Below are 14,337 nucleotides of genomic sequence, written 5' to 3'. Positions count from 1 at the left end.
GAACCCGCGCACACCCTCTCGCGCGACGCGGGGTGCGCGCGGGTCCGAAGGGTCCGCAAGGTCGGCCGCTCACCCTCAGACAGCGGGCGTAGCCTCCCGGCATGTCCGTCGGCCCCTCGCACCCGCGCTGCTTCGTCGTCGGAGGCGCCCTGTGGGTCGTGCCGAGCGGCACCGGCCACGACGTCGCCACGACTCGGCGCAGCCGCGCGGGCACCGGAGCAGCCGGAGGCGCCCGGTCCGCCCTCACGGACGCCTGGACGTTGACCGGGGGAGTGACCGGGGGCTTCTTCATGGGGACCGTGGCCGGTGCCGTCTGGCACGTCCAGGGTCTCGGCGACCTCACGGCGTTCGTCCTGTCGGGTGCCGCCGTCGGCGCCGTGCTCGCCGTGGGCACCAAGCGCCTGTTCGCGGACTTCAGCGAACCTCGACCGGGCAGCTCCCGGCCGGACGAGCCGGACCGAGACCTGCCGGCCGTGCGCGTGCCGTGGGACGTCGCGGACGCAGCCCCGGACGACGCCGACGGTGACGAGCTCGCGCTGTGGTCCCTGCGCGCGGAGCGTTGGCGCCTGGCACGGGCGGCCAGGGAGGCACGCGAGCTCCGGGTCGAGCTCGACGCTGACGACGGGGGAGCGGAGGCCGAGGCGGAGTACCGGGAAGCGGCGGCGGACTACGAACCGGTCGCGCGCCTCCTGGGGCTGCCGTTGCCGCTGCCCCTGTAGTCCACCTCGACGGACGCGAGCGCATGGCGGGCCCACGGGTCCGACGCGTCGGCAGCTCGGCCGGGAGTCGACGTGGGCACGAGAGAAGCCCCGACCTGCCGGAGCAGATCGGGGCTTCAGTGTCGGGGACGATCAGATCGTCTCCAGTCGGCGTCTCGAGGACGCCGCCGAGTCAGATGACGCGGATGTTCTCGGCCTGGAGGCCCTTGTTGCCCTGAGCCGTGTCGAACTCGACCTTCTGGTTCTCCTCCAGGTTGCGGTAGCCGTCGCCGGCGATCGCGGAGAAGTGCGCGAAGACGTCAGTGGATCCGTCGTCGGGGGTGATGAAGCCGAAGCCCTTTTCGGAGTTGAACCACTTAACGGTACCTGTTGCCATTTTTCTTGTTCCTTTAATCAGAGTTGTCGATCTCGATTTCGAGATCGCTCGTCGCGGTGCCTTTTTGTCCGCTCCCTCTGAGAACGACGCCCCCTGGCCGGAGTTCCGAGGAACCTCGACCTGGCACGTCGCGAGATACAAATGCGTAACACAACAACCAGTCCCACCAGCGTAGTGCACGAGCGGCCCGGGTCAACCGTTTCGAGACAGGAAGTCGAGATCGTCTCGATCTCGCGACCTGCAGACGGACGCTCGCACCGCGCGGACGGCGCAGGCAGGTGCGGGCATGTCGTCGACCGTGCCGGATGTGGGACTCGAACCCACACGCCCTCTCGGACAGAGCATTTTGAGTGCCCCGCGTCTGCCATTCCGCCAATCCGGCTCACGACGACCGAGGCGAGAATACCGTAGGCTCTGCTTCGTGAGTGACCAGGAAGCAACACCAGCAGCACCCCGTCGCGTCGTCGTCGCAGAGGATGAGTCCCTCATCCGCCTCGACATCGTCGAGATCCTCCGCGACAACGGATTCGAGGTGGTGGGCGAGGCCGGAGACGGCGAGACCGCCGTCGCCCTCGCGACCGAGCTGCGACCCGACCTCGTCATCATGGACGTCAAGATGCCGAAGCTCGACGGGATCTCCGCGGCCGAGACGCTGAGCAAGAACCACATCGCCCCCGTCGTGCTCCTGACCGCGTTCAGCCAGAAAGAACTGGTCGAGCGGGCCAGCGAGGCCGGCGCCCTGGCCTACGTGGTCAAGCCCTTCACGCCCAACGACCTCCTCCCCGCGATCGAGATCGCCCTCTCGCGGTACACGCAGATCATCACGCTCGAGGCCGAGGTCGCCGACCTGGTCGAGCGCTTCGAGACCCGCAAGCTCGTCGACCGGGCCAAGGGCCTGCTCAACGAGAAGATGGGCCTCACCGAGCCGGAGGCGTTCCGCTGGATCCAGAAGGCGTCCATGGACCGTCGCCTCACGATGCACGACGTCGCCCAGGCGATCATCGAGCAGCTGAGCGTCAAGAAGTAGCGAGCCCGCTCGCCACGAGAGGCCCGTCCCCGGTGGGGGCGGGCCTCTCGTCGTCCGGGCACGCTCCGGGAGCCGACCGGGGCGCCGGCTGCGAGGGTCAGCCCCGGGCGTCGGTCAGGTAGTTCGTGATGCGCACCGTCGACAACAGTCGTCCGTCGTCGTCCGTCATGACGACCTGGTGCGTCGCGAGGGTGCGGCCGAGGTGGACCGCGGTGCAGGTGCCCGTCACCCACCCGTTCGTGGCCGACCGGCTGTGGCTGGCGTTCAGCTCGATCCCCATCGCGAGCCGCCCCGCCCCGGCGTGGACGTTCGCCGCCACGGAGCCGAGGGTCTCGGCCAGGACGACGTGCGCCCCGCCGTGCAGGATGCCGACCGGCTGGGTGTTGCCCTCGACGGGCATCCTGCCGACGGCGCGCTCCGCGCTCATCTCGAGGATCTCGATGCCCATCTTCTCGGCGAGGGCACCGACGCCGCGGCGCCCGAAGAGCTCGACCGCGTCGTCGCTGAGCGCGGCGTCGGGACGCACGGTCCGCTCGGCGTCGTTGGACGAGGAGGAGGTGGTCACGTCGGTCATGGTGCTCCGGATCCGCTGTCGGGGGCGCCCGCTAGGCTGACGGGGTGTCGGACGAAACGAAGCCTACCCTCCTGGTCATCGACGGCCATTCCCTCGCGTTCCGGGCGTTCTACGCCCTGCCCGTCGACAGTTTCGTGAACCGGGAGGGCCAGCACACGAACGCGATCCACGGGTTCATCTCGATGCTGCTCAGCCTCCTGAAGAACGAGAAGCCGACCCATCTCGCGGTCGCCTTCGACATCTCTCGGTTCTCGTTCCGCACGCGTGAGTACCCCGAGTACAAGGGCACGCGCTCCGAGACGCCGGTCGAGTTCGTGGGGCAGATCCCCCTCCTGCAGGAGGCGCTGCACGCCATGGGCATCACCACCATCACGAAAGAGGACTTCGAGGCCGACGACATCCTCGCGACCCTCGCCGTGCGGGGTCGCGACGACGGCTACCGCGTCCTCGTCGTCTCCGGCGACCGCGACGCCATCCAGATGGTCAACGACGACGTGACCCTGCTCTACCCCTCGGCGCGCGGCGTCAGCGAGCTCACCCGCTACGACCGCGACAAGGTGTTCGAGCGGTACGGCATCGAGCCGCACCAGTACCCCGAGATCGCGGCCCTCGTCGGCGAGACGAGCGACAACCTGATCGGCATCGACAAGGTCGGCGAGAAGACCGCCGTCAAGTGGATCACCCAGTTCGGCAGCCTCGACGAGGTCATCGCCCACGCCGACGACATCAAGGGCGTCGTGGGCGGCAACCTCCGTGAGCAGAAAGAGCGCGCGATCCGCAACCGGCGGCTCAACCGCCTCGTGACCGACGTCGAGCTGCCCGTGGCGCCCGGCGACCTCGAGCGCCGCGCCGTCGACGCCGAGGCCGTCCGCGAGCTCTTCGACAAACTCCAGTTCCGCACCCTCCTCGAGCGGGTGCTCACCCTCGCCGACGCGAGCGGCGCCGCGCCCGACGCCTCGGGAGAGGGCGCCGTCGTGGCCGCCCCCGCCGGCCTCCCCGTCGTGCGCACGCTCATCGACGAAGAGCTCGCGTTCTGGCTCAAGAAGCACGCGTCCGACCCGGCGTCGCCGGTCGGGCTCAGCGTCGAGTACGGCGCCGAGGGCGTCGTGGGGCTCGGCATCTCGTCGCACGACGAGTCCGCCTACGTGCCGTGGGCCACGGGCCGCGGCGACTACGTCGCACTCGAGGCCTGGCTCGACGCGGACTCGCCGAAGGTGCTGCACGACGCCAAGCGTGCCTACAAGGCCCTGTCCAAGGCAGGTCTCGCGCTCACCGGCATCGCCGGCGACACGCGGGTCGCGGCGTGGCTGCTCCGGCCGGGCCGCACCTCCTTCGCCCTGACCGACCTCGTCTACGAGCAGCTCGGCGAGACCCTCCCGGTCGCCGACCCGAACCAGCTCGTCCCGGCCGACGAGCAGGTGAGCGTCGCGACGGAGGCCTGGTACACGCTCCGGCTCGCCGAGTCGTTCCACGAGTCCCTCGACGAGGGCTCCCGCACCGTCCTCGCCGACCTCGAGCTGCCCTTGGTCCCCGTGCTGGGCGACATGGAGCTCACGGGCGTCGCGGCCGACCACCCGGTCCTGGCCGAGCTCTCCACGCGCCTCGGCGAGACGGCGGCAGGTCTCGCCACGGACGCGTTCGCCGAGATCGGCCGCGAGGTCAACCTCGGTTCGCCCAAGCAGCTGCAGGAGGTCCTCTTCGAGCAGCTCGAGATGCCCAAGACCAGGGCGACCAAGACCGGCTACTCGACCGACGCCGCGTCCCTCGCCGACCTCCAGGAGAAGCACCCGCACCCGTTCCTCGGTCTGTTGCTGCAGCACCGCGACGCGACGAAGCTGCGGCAGATCATCGACACGCTCGACAAGTCGATCGCCGACGACGGCCGCATCCACACGACCTACGACCAGACGGGCACCACGACCGGCCGCATCTCGTCCGTCGACCCGAACCTCCAGAACATCCCGGTCAAGGCCGCTGTCGGCCGCGAGATCAGGGCGGCGTTCGTGCACGGCCCCGAGTACGAGACCCTGCTGACGGCCGACTACTCGCAGATCGAGATGCGCATCATGGCGCACCTCTCCGGCGACGCCGGCCTGATCGAGGCCTTCAACGCCGGAGAAGACCTGCACCGCTTCGTCGGCGCCCGCATCTTCGGCGTCGAGCCGGCCGACGTCAGCCCGGCGATGCGGACCAAGGTCAAGGCGATGTCGTACGGGCTGGCCTACGGGCTCAGCGCGTTCGGCCTGTCGAAGCAGCTCCGCATCGAGAGCTCGGAGGCGAAGCAGCTGATGACCGACTACTTCGAGCGCTTCGGCGCGGTGCGGGAGTACCTGCGCAACGTCGTGGAGAAGGCTCGCGAGGACGGCTACACCGAGACGATCTTCGGTCGCCGGCGTCCCTTCGCCGACCTCAAGTCGCCCAACCGGGTGCTGCGAGAGAACGCCGAGCGCGCTGCGCTGAACGCGCCCATCCAGGGCTCGGCGGCCGACATCATGAAGCGGGCCATGCTCGGTGTCCGCAGCGAGCTCGACGAGCGTGAGATGGCCAGCCGCGTGCTGCTGCAGGTCCACGACGAGATGATCGTCGAGGTCGCGCCGGGCGAGGTCGACGACGTCCGCGACATCGTGCGCCGTCGCATGAGCGGGGCCGCCGAGCTCCGCGTGCCGCTCGACGTCAGCGTCGGCCTCGGCGGCAGCTGGGACGCTGCCGCGCACTAGAGCCAGACGGGGCGGCAGGGGGACGCCGCGAGAGGTCGGCACATCGGCCCCGTCCCCCGAAACGGGCACAAGCGGGGGCGACACGCGCGTCTGACTTGACCAGGGGACGCGAACGGACTTATATAAACCCGGAACAACATCTGTTCCTGCTCTGCCTGCCCCAGCTGTCCACACCCGCTCTCCCCGCTCGGCCTCACCGCCCCGCGAGCCGCACGACTGACGACGGAGTCTCCGCGCATGTACGCTCCCGAGCGCCACCAGCAGATCCTGGACTCGGCGCGCACGCGCGGCCGCGTCGAGGTCGCCGGCCTGGCCCGCGAGCTGTCCGTGACGCCGGAGACCGTGCGCCGCGACCTGACCGCGCTCGAGCGGCGCGGGGTCCTGCGCCGCGTGCACGGCGGCGCGATCGCCGTCGAGCGCCTCGGCATCGAGCCGCACGTCGCCGACCGTGAGGGCTCGGCCGCCGGCGAGAAGGAGCGCATCGCCCGTGCAGCCCTCGACGAGCTGCCCGACGGCGGGTCGATCATCGTCGACGCCGGCACGACGACCGTCCGGTTCGCCGAGCTGCTGCCGACGGACCGCGAGCTCACCGTCGTGACGCACTCGCTGCCCGTCGCGAACGTGCTCGTCGCCCGGCCCAACGTGACCCTGCACCTCCTCGGCGGGGTCGTCCGCGGCCGCACCCTCGCCGCGGTGGGGGAGTGGACCCGGACGCAGATCGCCGAGGTGTTCGCCGACGTGGCCTTCATGGGCACGAACGGCCTCTCGGCCGAGCGGGGCCTCACCACGCCCGACCTCGCCGAGGCGCGGGTGAAGAAGGCCCTGATGGCAGCCTCCCGGCGCACGGTCATCCTCACCGACCACTCGAAGTTCGGGCGCGAGGACTTCGCCCGCGTGGCTCCGCTCTCCGAGGTCGACACGGTCATCACCGACACGGGCGTCGACGCCGACCTCGCCGACGACGTCGAGCGCTCCGGCCCCCGGGTGGTGATCGTGTGATCGTCACCGTCACGCTCAACCCGAGCCTCGACCGCACCGTCGAGGTCGGCCGCCTCGACCGCGGCGACGTCGTCCGCACCGGCGCGCCGCTCCTCGAGCCCGCCGGCAAGGGGGTCAACGTCGCCCGCGCCCTGACCGCCCACGGCGTGCACAGCGTGGCCGTGCTCCCGGTCGGCGGCCGCGAGGGCGCCGAGCTGAGCGCCCTGCTCGACGCGGCCGGCGTGAGCGCGCGGTACGTCCCCGTCTCGGGCCGCACCCGGTCGAACCTGACGGTCGCCGAGCCCGGCGGCACGGTGACCAAGCTGAACGAGCCCGGTCTCGCCCTGAGCCACGACGACCTCACCGCCATCACGGCGGTGGTGCGGGCGACGGCGGAGGACGCCACCTGGATCGTCGTGTCCGGCAGCCTGCCGCCCGAGATCAGCACGGCGACGTTCGCCCGCTTCGTGGACGACGTCCGTCGGACCGGCGCGAAGCTCGCCGTCGACACGAGCGGCGACGCCCTGTCCGCGGCGGTCGAGGCCCGGCCCGACCTGCTCAAGCCGAACCTCGCCGAGCTCGCCGAGCTCGCGGGCCGGTCGCTCGACACGCTCGGCGACGTCGTGGCGGCCGCCGAGGCCGTCCGCGCCTCCGGCGTCGGCACCGTGCTCGTCAGCCTCGGCGCGGAGGGCGCCGTCCTCGTCGGCCCCGACGGGGTCGTCGTCGGCACGTCGCACGTCGACGTCCCGCGCAGCACGGTCGGCGCCGGCGACAGCTTCCTCGCGGGCTACCTCGCGAGCGAGACCGCAGGAGGCGCCCCCCGCGACGCCCTCCTCGCCGCCCTGACCTGGGGTGCCGCCGCCACGAGGCTGCCCGGCACCACCGTCCCGGCCCCGTCCGACCTCGACGCCTCCGAGGCGTCGCTCCTGGCGCAGCCCGACCTGACGAGCCCGCTCGTCGGGGACGCGGCCGCCGCCTCCTCGATCCCCACCCGACGCACCACGTCCCTGCCCACCACCCTCACCGAGACTCACCACTGAGTACGAAGGAGTACCGCCCCTCATGTCCGAATTCACCCCCACGGTCACCGGAACGGGAGTCCGCGCGCGCGTCCAGCGCTTCGGCGGCTTCCTCGCCGGCATGGTCATGCCGAACATCGGCGCGTTCATCGCCTGGGGCCTCATCACGGCCCTCTTCATCCCCACGGGCTGGACGCCCAACGAGACCGTCGCGTCGCTCGTCGACCCGATCATCCTGTACCTGCTCCCGATCCTGATCGCGTACACCGGTGGCCGCATGGTCCACGGGCAGCGCGGCGCCGTCATCGCCTCGATCGCCGTGATGGGCGTCATCGTGGCGACCGACAAGCCGCAGTTCCTCGGCGCGATGATCGTCGGCCCGCTGGCCGCCCTGCTGCTCAAGCAGTTCGACCGCGTGCTCGACGGCCGCATCAAGTCCGGCTTCGAGATGCTCGTCAACAACTTCTCGCTCGGCATCTTCGGCGGCGCCATGGCGATCGGCGCCTACTTCGGCATCGCGCCGCTGACGTCCGGCCTCACCTCGGTGCTCGGCAACGCGGTCGACTTCCTGGTGGAGCGCGGCCTGCTGCCCCTGGCCTCGATCGTCATCGAGCCGGCGAAGATCCTGTTCCTGAACAACGCCATCAACCAGGGCGTGCTCACCCCCCTCGGCATCGACCAGGCGGCCGACACCGGCAAGTCCATCCTGTTCATGCTCGAGTCGAACCCCGGCCCCGGCCTCGGCATCCTGCTCGCGTTCCTCTTCTTCGGACCCCGCGCCATCCGTCCGTCGGCACCGGCCGCGATCATCGTGCAGTTCTTCGGCGGCATCCACGAGATCTACTTCCCGTACGTGCTGATGAAGCCGATCCTCCTCATCGGCGCCGTGCTCGGCGGTGCGACCGGAGTCGGCTTCTTCCTCCTCACGGGCGTCGGCCTGGTCGCCAGCCCCTCGCCCGGCAGCATCATCGCCTACGCGCTCGTCGCCGCCCCCGGCGACTTCCCGCTGATCCTCGTCGGCATCCTGCTGTCCGCCGCCGTCTCGTTCGTGGTCTGCTCGTTCCTCATGGGCTTCGGCCGCAAGGAGAAGCGCGAGGCCGCCGCCGAGGACGACGCCGCACAGGCACAGGCCCTCGCCGACGCCCAGGCCGCCACGGCCGCCAACAAGGCGACCAGCAAGGGCACGGCCGCGCCCTCAGCGTCCAACTGATTGACTCGGGGGGCCGGCCCCGGCCGGCCCCCCACCCCGAAGAACAAGGAGACTGACATGGCAACCCTCGACGGTTCCTCCATCAAGAAGCTCATCGTCGCGTGCGACGCGGGCATGGGCAGCAGCGTCATGCTGGCCTCGACCCTCAAGAAGCAGCTCAAGAAGAGCGGCGTCACCGTCGAGCACTCGCCCGTCGCCGACATCCCGGCCGACGCCGACGTCGTCGTGACGCAGAACAACCTCGCCGAGCGTGCGCGCGGCGTCGTGCCGAACATCCCCGTCGTCCCCTTCCAGCTGTTCATGGGCGACCCCTCGGTCGCCAAGGTGGTCAAGGCCATCCAGGACGGCACGACGGTCGAGGTCTGACGATGGCGGACCAGCAGGCACCCGAGCTGACGTCGCTCCTCGCGGAGTCGTCGATCCGCCTCGACGAGAAGGCGTCGAGCCGGGACGAGGCCATCCGTGCCGCAGGCCAGGCGCTCATCGAGGCCGGCGCGATCGACGAGACCTACGTCGACGCCATGTTCGAGCGCGAGAACTCGGTGTCGACCTACGTCGGCGAGGGCGTCGCCATCCCTCACGGCACCCTCGCCGGCAAGGACTCGGTGAAGAAGGACGCGCTCGTCGTCCTCCGCTTCCCGACCCCGGTCGACTGGGACGGCAACGAGGTCTCGGTGGCCGTCGGCATCGCCGCGGCGGGGAACGGCCACATCGCCATCCTCAGCCAGCTCGCCAGCATCCTGATGGACCCCGACTCCGCCGCCGCGCTGCGCGGCGCCACGACGACGTCGGAGGTCTACGAGCTGCTCGCGTCGACCGACGACGACGAGTGACGGGCGGCTCGGTCTCCTCGTGAGAGCAGCGAAGTGGTGGGCCCCGGGCGACGTGCGTCTCGACGACGTGGCGACGCCCGGGGTCTCTCGCGGTGAGCTCCTCCTCCGCGTCGACAACTGCTCCGCCTGCGGCACCGACCTCAAGATCCTGCGGTCGGGCCACCCCCACATGACCGGCCCGCAGGTGATGGGCCACGAGGTCGCCGGCACCGTCGTCGAGGTCGGCGACGACGTCGACGGCTGGGCCGTCGGCGACCGTGTCCAGGTGATCGCGGCCGTGCCGTGCGGCACCTGCGACGTCTGTCGAGCCGGCCGGCAGAGCGTCTGCCCCCGCCAGACGAGCATCGGCTACCAGTACGCCGGCGGCTTCGCCGAGTTCATGGTCGTCCCTGCGGCCGTCCTGGCCGTCGACGGCGTCAACCGCGTCCCCGACCACGTCTCGTCCGAGGAGGCGTCGCTCGTCGAGCCCCTCGCCTGCGTCCTCAACGGCCAGGAGCTCGCGCGGGTCGGCGCGGGGGACCGAGTCCTGGTCATCGGCTCGGGGCCGATCGGCTGCATGCACGTCCGGCTCGCCCGCGCCCGGGGAGCACGTCAGGTGATCCTCGTCGACGCGAACGCGGACCGCCTCGCGCGGGCCGCCGCCCTCGTCCGCCCGGACCTCGCCCTCGCGGTGGAGGCGGGAGCGGACGGACGGCAGGTCGTCCTCGACCAGGTGCGCGCCGCCTCCGGCGGTCTGGGGGTCGACGTCGTGATCACGGCCGCGGCCTCACGACCTGCCCAGGAGCAGGCGCTGGCCCTCCTCGCCCCCGGCGGACGCCTCAGCCTGTTCGGCGGCCTCGCGCGCGACGACTCGGTCATCGCCATCGACTCGAACCTCGTGCACTACCGTGAACTTACGATCGTGGGCGTGAACGGGTCGAGCCCGGCGCACAACCGCGAGGCGCTCAGGCTCATCGCCTCGGGCGAGGTCGTGGTGGGCGACCTGATCACCCACCGTTTCCCCCTCGACCGCCTGCACGAGGCCCTCGAGGCCATCGCCAGCGGCGAGGCCATCAAGGTCACGATCGAGCCCCGCCGCGACGACCGACCGACCACCCACGACTGACACGTCCCGGGCCCCGGCCCGCACCCCGACCAGACCGGTCTCGACCAAGGAGAAGAAATGCCAGAACGCACCGTCACCATCGCCTCGAGCGTCGGCCTGCACGCCCGCCCCGCCTCGCTGTTCAGCCAGGCCGCCGGCAAGAGCGGCGCCAAGGTCACGCTGACCTCGCCCGCGGGCAAGACCGTCAACGCCGCCAGCATCCTCGGCGTCCTCTCGCTCGGCATCGGCCACGGCGACGAGGTCGTCCTCGCCACCGACGGCGACAACGCCGAGACCGCCCTCGACGAGCTGGCCACGCTGCTCGAGACGGACCTCGACGCCGAGTAGCACCCGTCCGTCCCCGCGGGGCGTCGCTTCGACCCAGGTCGAGGCGGCGCCCCGTCGTCGTGTCGCTAGCCTCGGACCATGACCGAGTCCACGACGCCTCCCGTCCGCCCTCAGACCCCGATCGACGGCATCGCCGAGCGCTGGGTCGACCAGCTCGTCGACCTCGACCCCACCACCGCGACGTGGATCGGGCGCGAGGGGCGCACGGGCGAGTACGGCGACTACTCGCCCGCCGGGCACGAACGCCAGGTCGAGGCCGTCCGGCGAGTGCTCACCGAGCTCGAGGCCGCGTCGCCGGTCGACGACGTCGACCGCGTCACCCAGGACGACCTCGGGGCCGAGCTCCGCCTCGACCTCGAGTACGCCGAACAACGCCTGCAGCTGCGCGACCTCAGCGTCCTCGCGTCGCCGATCCAGGCGATCCGCGACGTCTACGACCTCATGCCCACCGAGACGGAGGGCGACTGGGCCGACGTGGCGTCGCGACTCGGCCGGGTCGACCGGGCACTCGAGCAGCTGGTCGAGACGTTCCGTCAGGGCATCGCCGAGGGCGTGGTCCCGGCGCGGCGCCAGGTGGAGGCGGTGGCCGAGCAGTGCGCCCGGATCGGCTCGCCGGACGGCTTCTTCGCCGAGCTCGCCTCGTCCGCGCGACTGGGCGACGGCACCGCCCCGTCGTCGGCGCTCGCCTCCGACCTCGCGAGGGGCGCCTCCTCGGCGGGGGAGGGCTACCTCGCCGCCCGCCGGTTCCTGCTCGACGAGCTGCTGCCCGCGGCCGCCGTCGAGGACGGCGTCGGCCGCGACGCCTACGCCCTGCACTCGCGGCGGTTCCTCGGGGCGACCGTCGACCTCGACGAGACGTACGAGTGGGGCCTCGACGAGCTCGCGCGGATGACCAGCGAGCAGGAGGCGGTGGCCCGCGAGATCGAGCCGGGCGCGGACGTGGCCCGCGCGATCGCCGTCCTCGACGCCGACCCTGCCCGGCAGCTCGAGGGCACGGAGGCGCTCCAGCAGTGGATGCAGCAGCTCAGCGACCGCGCCGTGGCCGAGCTGGCCGGCACGCACTTCGACGTGCCGGACCCCGTCCGTCGCCTGGAGTGCCGCATCGCCCCGACGAAGGACGGCGGCATCTACTACACGAGCCCCAGCGACGACTTCTCCCGCCCAGGCCGCATGTGGTGGTCCGTGCCCGAGGGCGTCACGCGCTTCGGCACCTGGCGCGAGACGACGACCGTGTTCCACGAGGGCGTGCCGGGGCACCACCTCCAGCTCGGCCAGGCGGTGTACGACAGCGCGCAGCTGAACACCTGGCGCCGTCAGCTCGCCGGCACGTCGGGGCACGCCGAGGGCTGGGCCCTCTACGCGGAGAGGCTGATGGACGAGCTCGGCTGGCTCTCCGACCCGGGCGACCGCCTCGGCATGCTCGACGGCCAGCGGATGCGCGCCGCCAGGGTCGTGCTGGACATCGGCGTGCACCTCGGCAAGACGTTCCCCGGCTCGACCGAGCCCTGGAGCCACGAGACCGCCCTGACGTTCATGCGCGCCAACGTCAACATGGACGACGAGTTCGTGCGCTTCGAGGTCGACCGCTACCTCGGCTGGCCGGGCCAGGCCCCCTCGTACAAGGTCGGACAGCGCATCTGGGAGGACCTGCGTGCCGAGCGGGCTCGTCGCGAGGGAGCCGACTTCGACCTCCGGGCGTTCCACCGCGAGGCGCTCCAGCTCGGCGGCGTCGGGCTCGACACGCTGCGGCGCGCGCTGCTCTCGTGATCGTTGCCCGTCGGGGCGACGCGCAGGTAGTATGGACCAGCGCTATCTGCGCCGATCTGTCCGCACGCCGCGGTCGACACCCCCGAGAAGGCCAAGCCCTCGGGACGACCACGGCCCGATACATGCTTTCACTGGAGCACTAACTACATGACAACCGTAACGACCAAGGCACCCAAGCAGGTCGCCATCAACGACATCGGATCCGCTGATGACTTCCTGGCCGCGGTCGAGAAGACCCTGAAGTTCTTCAACGACGGCGACCTCATCGAGGGCACCGTCGTCAAGATCGACCGCGACGAGGTCCTCCTCGACGTCGGCTACAAGACCGAGGGCGTCATCCCCTCGCGCGAGCTGTCGATCAAGCACGACGTCGACCCCACCGAGGTCGTCGAGGTCGGCGACACCGTCGAGGCCCTCGTCCTCCAGAAGGAGGACAAGGAAGGCCGTCTGATCCTGTCCAAGAAGCGCGCTCAGTACGAGCGTGCCTGGGGCGACGTGGAGAAGATCAAGGACGCCGACGGCGTCGTCACCGGAACGGTCATCGAGGTCGTCAAGGGCGGCCTCATCGTCGACATCGGCCTCCGTGGCTTCCTGCCCGCGTCGCTCATCGAGCTGCGCCGTGTCCGCGACCTCACGCCCTACCTGGGCCAGGAGATCGAGGCGAAGATCCTCGAGCTCGACAAGAACCGCAACAACGTGGTCCTGTCGCGCCGTGCGCTCCTCGAGCAGACGCAGTCCGAGAGCCGCACCACGTTCCTCAACAACCTGCACAAGGGCCAGGTCCGCAAGGGCATCGTCTCCTCGATCGTCAACTTCGGCGCGTTCGTCGACCTCGGCGGCGTGGACGGCCTCGTGCACGTCTCCGAGCTCAGCTGGAAGCACATCGAGCACGCCAGCGAGGTCGTCGAGGTCGGTCAGGAAGTCACCGTCGAGATCCTCGAGGTCGACCTCGACCGTGAGCGCGTGTCGCTCTCGCTCAAGGCGACGCAGGAGGACCCGTGGCAGGTCTTCGCCCGCACCCACGCGATCGGACAGGTCGCGCCGGGCAAGGTCACGAAGCTCGTCCCCTTCGGCGCGTTCGTCCGCGTCGCGGACGGCATCGAGGGCCTCGTGCACATCTCCGAGCTGTCGGCGAAGCACGTCGAGCTGGCCGAGCAGGTCGTCGCCGTCGGCGACGAGGTGTTCGTCAAGGTCATCGACATCGACCTCGACCGTCGCCGCATCTCGCTGAGCCTCAAGCAGGCCAACGAGGGCGTGGACCCCGAGGGCACCGAGTTCGACCCGGCGCTCTACGGCATGCTCACCGAGTACGACGACCAGGGCAACTACAAGTACCCCGAGGGCTTCGACCCGGAGACGAACGAGTGGCGCGAGGGCTTCGACTCGCAGCGCGAGAAGTGGGAGCAGGACTACGCTGCCGCCCAGGCTCGCTGGGAGGCGCACAAGAAGCAGGTCGCTGCGTCGCTCACCGAAGAGGCTTCCTTCGAAGCTCCCTCGGGCTCGACCTTCTCGAGCGAGACCGCCGGTGCCGGCACCCTCGCCGACGACGAGTCGCTCGCCGCTCTGCGCGAGAAGCTGTCCAGCAGCAACTAGCACGCCCCGGTCGGTGCCTCGGCACCTGACCACGTCCGACGGCGGTCCCCTCCTGGAGGGGGCCGCCGTTCGGCGTTCCCGGGTCGAGAGGT

14 protein-coding genes and 1 tRNA gene are annotated in these 14,337 nt (G+C 70.9%); 12 read left to right on the top strand and 3 right to left on the bottom strand.

Going from position 1 to position 14,337, the window contains the following annotated elements; all coding sequences use genetic code 11:
• The first annotated feature begins 101 nt into the window (after window positions 1-101).
• On the top strand, window positions 102-719 hold the full coding sequence (locus tag ITJ48_RS01670) for a hypothetical protein (protein WP_194612156.1): 618 nt from the start codon (window positions 102-104) through the stop codon (window positions 717-719).
• Window positions 720-891: 172 nt separating this feature from the next.
• Here the strand turns inward: ITJ48_RS01670 and ITJ48_RS01665 are convergent, their stop codons facing one another.
• The gene (locus ITJ48_RS01665) at window positions 892-1,095 is read right to left on the bottom strand and encodes a cold-shock protein (protein WP_055797427.1); all 204 of its coding nucleotides are present in this window, start codon (window positions 1,093-1,095) and stop codon (window positions 892-894) included.
• 299 nt (window positions 1,096-1,394) lie between these two features.
• Window positions 1,395-1,477, bottom strand: a tRNA-Leu gene (locus tag ITJ48_RS01660).
• 39 nt (window positions 1,478-1,516) lie between these two features.
• Between ITJ48_RS01660 and ITJ48_RS01655 the strand changes: the two genes are divergently transcribed.
• Complete coding sequence (locus tag ITJ48_RS01655; protein ID WP_146900783.1) at window positions 1,517-2,122, top strand: ANTAR domain-containing response regulator; 606 nt, start codon at window positions 1,517-1,519, stop codon at window positions 2,120-2,122.
• Window positions 2,123-2,219: 97 nt separating this feature from the next.
• On the opposite strand, the gene ITJ48_RS01650 is transcribed toward ITJ48_RS01655, so the two are convergent.
• Window positions 2,220-2,696 (bottom strand): PaaI family thioesterase, encoded by a 477-nt coding sequence (locus ITJ48_RS01650; RefSeq protein ID WP_194612155.1) that lies wholly within the window; start codon window positions 2,694-2,696, stop codon window positions 2,220-2,222.
• Window positions 2,697-2,740: 44 nt separating this feature from the next.
• On the opposite strand from ITJ48_RS01650, the gene polA reads away from it, so the two are divergent.
• The 10 genes from polA (at window position 2,741) to rpsA (ending at window position 14,245) form a co-directional block, all read left to right on the top strand.
• Entirely contained in the window at window positions 2,741-5,413 is a 2,673-nt protein-coding gene (polA, locus tag ITJ48_RS01645) for a DNA polymerase I (RefSeq protein WP_194612154.1), read from the top strand.
• A gap of 237 nt (window positions 5,414-5,650) precedes the next feature.
• Entirely contained in the window at window positions 5,651-6,412 is a 762-nt protein-coding gene (locus ITJ48_RS01640; RefSeq protein WP_123545849.1) for a DeoR/GlpR family DNA-binding transcription regulator, read from the top strand.
• Window positions 6,409-7,431 (top strand): 1-phosphofructokinase, encoded by a 1,023-nt coding sequence (pfkB, locus tag ITJ48_RS01635; protein WP_194612153.1) that lies wholly within the window; start codon window positions 6,409-6,411, stop codon window positions 7,429-7,431. The genes ITJ48_RS01640 and pfkB overlap by 4 nt, the downstream gene beginning before the upstream one ends.
• Before the next feature lie 22 nt (window positions 7,432-7,453).
• Window positions 7,454-8,620 (top strand): PTS mannitol transporter subunit IICB, encoded by a 1,167-nt coding sequence (locus ITJ48_RS01630; protein ID WP_228506183.1) that lies wholly within the window; start codon window positions 7,454-7,456, stop codon window positions 8,618-8,620.
• Window positions 8,621-8,677: 57 nt separating this feature from the next.
• A complete protein-coding gene (locus ITJ48_RS15985) occupies window positions 8,678-8,986 on the top strand; it encodes a PTS lactose transporter subunit IIB (protein ID WP_146900799.1) in 309 nt (102 codons plus the stop codon).
• Between the two features lie 2 nt (window positions 8,987-8,988).
• Window positions 8,989-9,453 carry a PTS sugar transporter subunit IIA gene (locus ITJ48_RS01625; RefSeq protein WP_123545845.1) on the top strand — a complete coding sequence of 155 codons (465 nt, stop codon included), beginning with the start codon at window positions 8,989-8,991 and terminating at the stop codon, window positions 9,451-9,453.
• 19 nt (window positions 9,454-9,472) lie between these two features.
• Window positions 9,473-10,558 (top strand): zinc-dependent dehydrogenase, encoded by a 1,086-nt coding sequence (locus ITJ48_RS01620; RefSeq protein ID WP_194612152.1) that lies wholly within the window; start codon window positions 9,473-9,475, stop codon window positions 10,556-10,558.
• A gap of 57 nt (window positions 10,559-10,615) precedes the next feature.
• On the top strand, window positions 10,616-10,885 hold the full coding sequence (locus tag ITJ48_RS01615) for an HPr family phosphocarrier protein (protein ID WP_194612151.1): 270 nt from the start codon (window positions 10,616-10,618) through the stop codon (window positions 10,883-10,885).
• Window positions 10,886-10,963: 78 nt separating this feature from the next.
• Window positions 10,964-12,652, top strand: coding sequence for a DUF885 domain-containing protein (locus ITJ48_RS01610; protein ID WP_194612150.1), 1,689 nt, complete (start codon window positions 10,964-10,966; stop codon window positions 12,650-12,652).
• A gap of 147 nt (window positions 12,653-12,799) precedes the next feature.
• On the top strand, window positions 12,800-14,245 hold the full coding sequence (gene rpsA / locus ITJ48_RS01605; protein ID WP_123545838.1) for a 30S ribosomal protein S1: 1,446 nt from the start codon (window positions 12,800-12,802) through the stop codon (window positions 14,243-14,245).
• Window positions 14,246-14,337 lie beyond the last annotated feature (92 nt).

The sequence above is a fragment of the Frigoribacterium sp. VKM Ac-2530 genome (genome assembly GCF_015350835.1).
Taxonomy (GTDB): domain Bacteria; phylum Actinomycetota; class Actinomycetes; order Actinomycetales; family Microbacteriaceae; genus Frigoribacterium.
This window is presented reverse-complemented; position numbering and strand designations above follow the sequence as displayed.

What these genes read in the sequence shown, in the direction of transcription:
- ITJ48_RS01670 (WP_194612156.1), top strand. Translation starts at nt 102, where the DNA reads ATGTCCGTCGGCCCCTCGCACCCGCGCTGCTTCGTCGTCGGAGGCGCC.
- ITJ48_RS01610 (WP_194612150.1), top strand. Translation starts at nt 10,964, where the DNA reads ATGACCGAGTCCACGACGCCTCCCGTCCGCCCTCAGACCCCGATCGAC.
- ITJ48_RS01650 (WP_194612155.1), bottom strand. Translation starts at nt 2,696, where the DNA reads ATGACCGACGTGACCACCTCCTCCTCGTCCAACGACGCCGAGCGGACC.
- rpsA (WP_123545838.1), top strand. Translation starts at nt 12,800, where the DNA reads ATGACAACCGTAACGACCAAGGCACCCAAGCAGGTCGCCATCAACGAC.
- ITJ48_RS01615 (WP_194612151.1), top strand. Translation starts at nt 10,616, where the DNA reads ATGCCAGAACGCACCGTCACCATCGCCTCGAGCGTCGGCCTGCACGCC.
- ITJ48_RS01640 (WP_123545849.1), top strand. Translation starts at nt 5,651, where the DNA reads ATGTACGCTCCCGAGCGCCACCAGCAGATCCTGGACTCGGCGCGCACG.
- ITJ48_RS01665 (WP_055797427.1), bottom strand. Translation starts at nt 1,095, where the DNA reads ATGGCAACAGGTACCGTTAAGTGGTTCAACTCCGAAAAGGGCTTCGGC.
- ITJ48_RS15985 (WP_146900799.1), top strand. Translation starts at nt 8,678, where the DNA reads ATGGCAACCCTCGACGGTTCCTCCATCAAGAAGCTCATCGTCGCGTGC.
- ITJ48_RS01630 (WP_228506183.1), top strand. Translation starts at nt 7,454, where the DNA reads ATGTCCGAATTCACCCCCACGGTCACCGGAACGGGAGTCCGCGCGCGC.
- ITJ48_RS01625 (WP_123545845.1), top strand. Translation starts at nt 8,989, where the DNA reads ATGGCGGACCAGCAGGCACCCGAGCTGACGTCGCTCCTCGCGGAGTCG.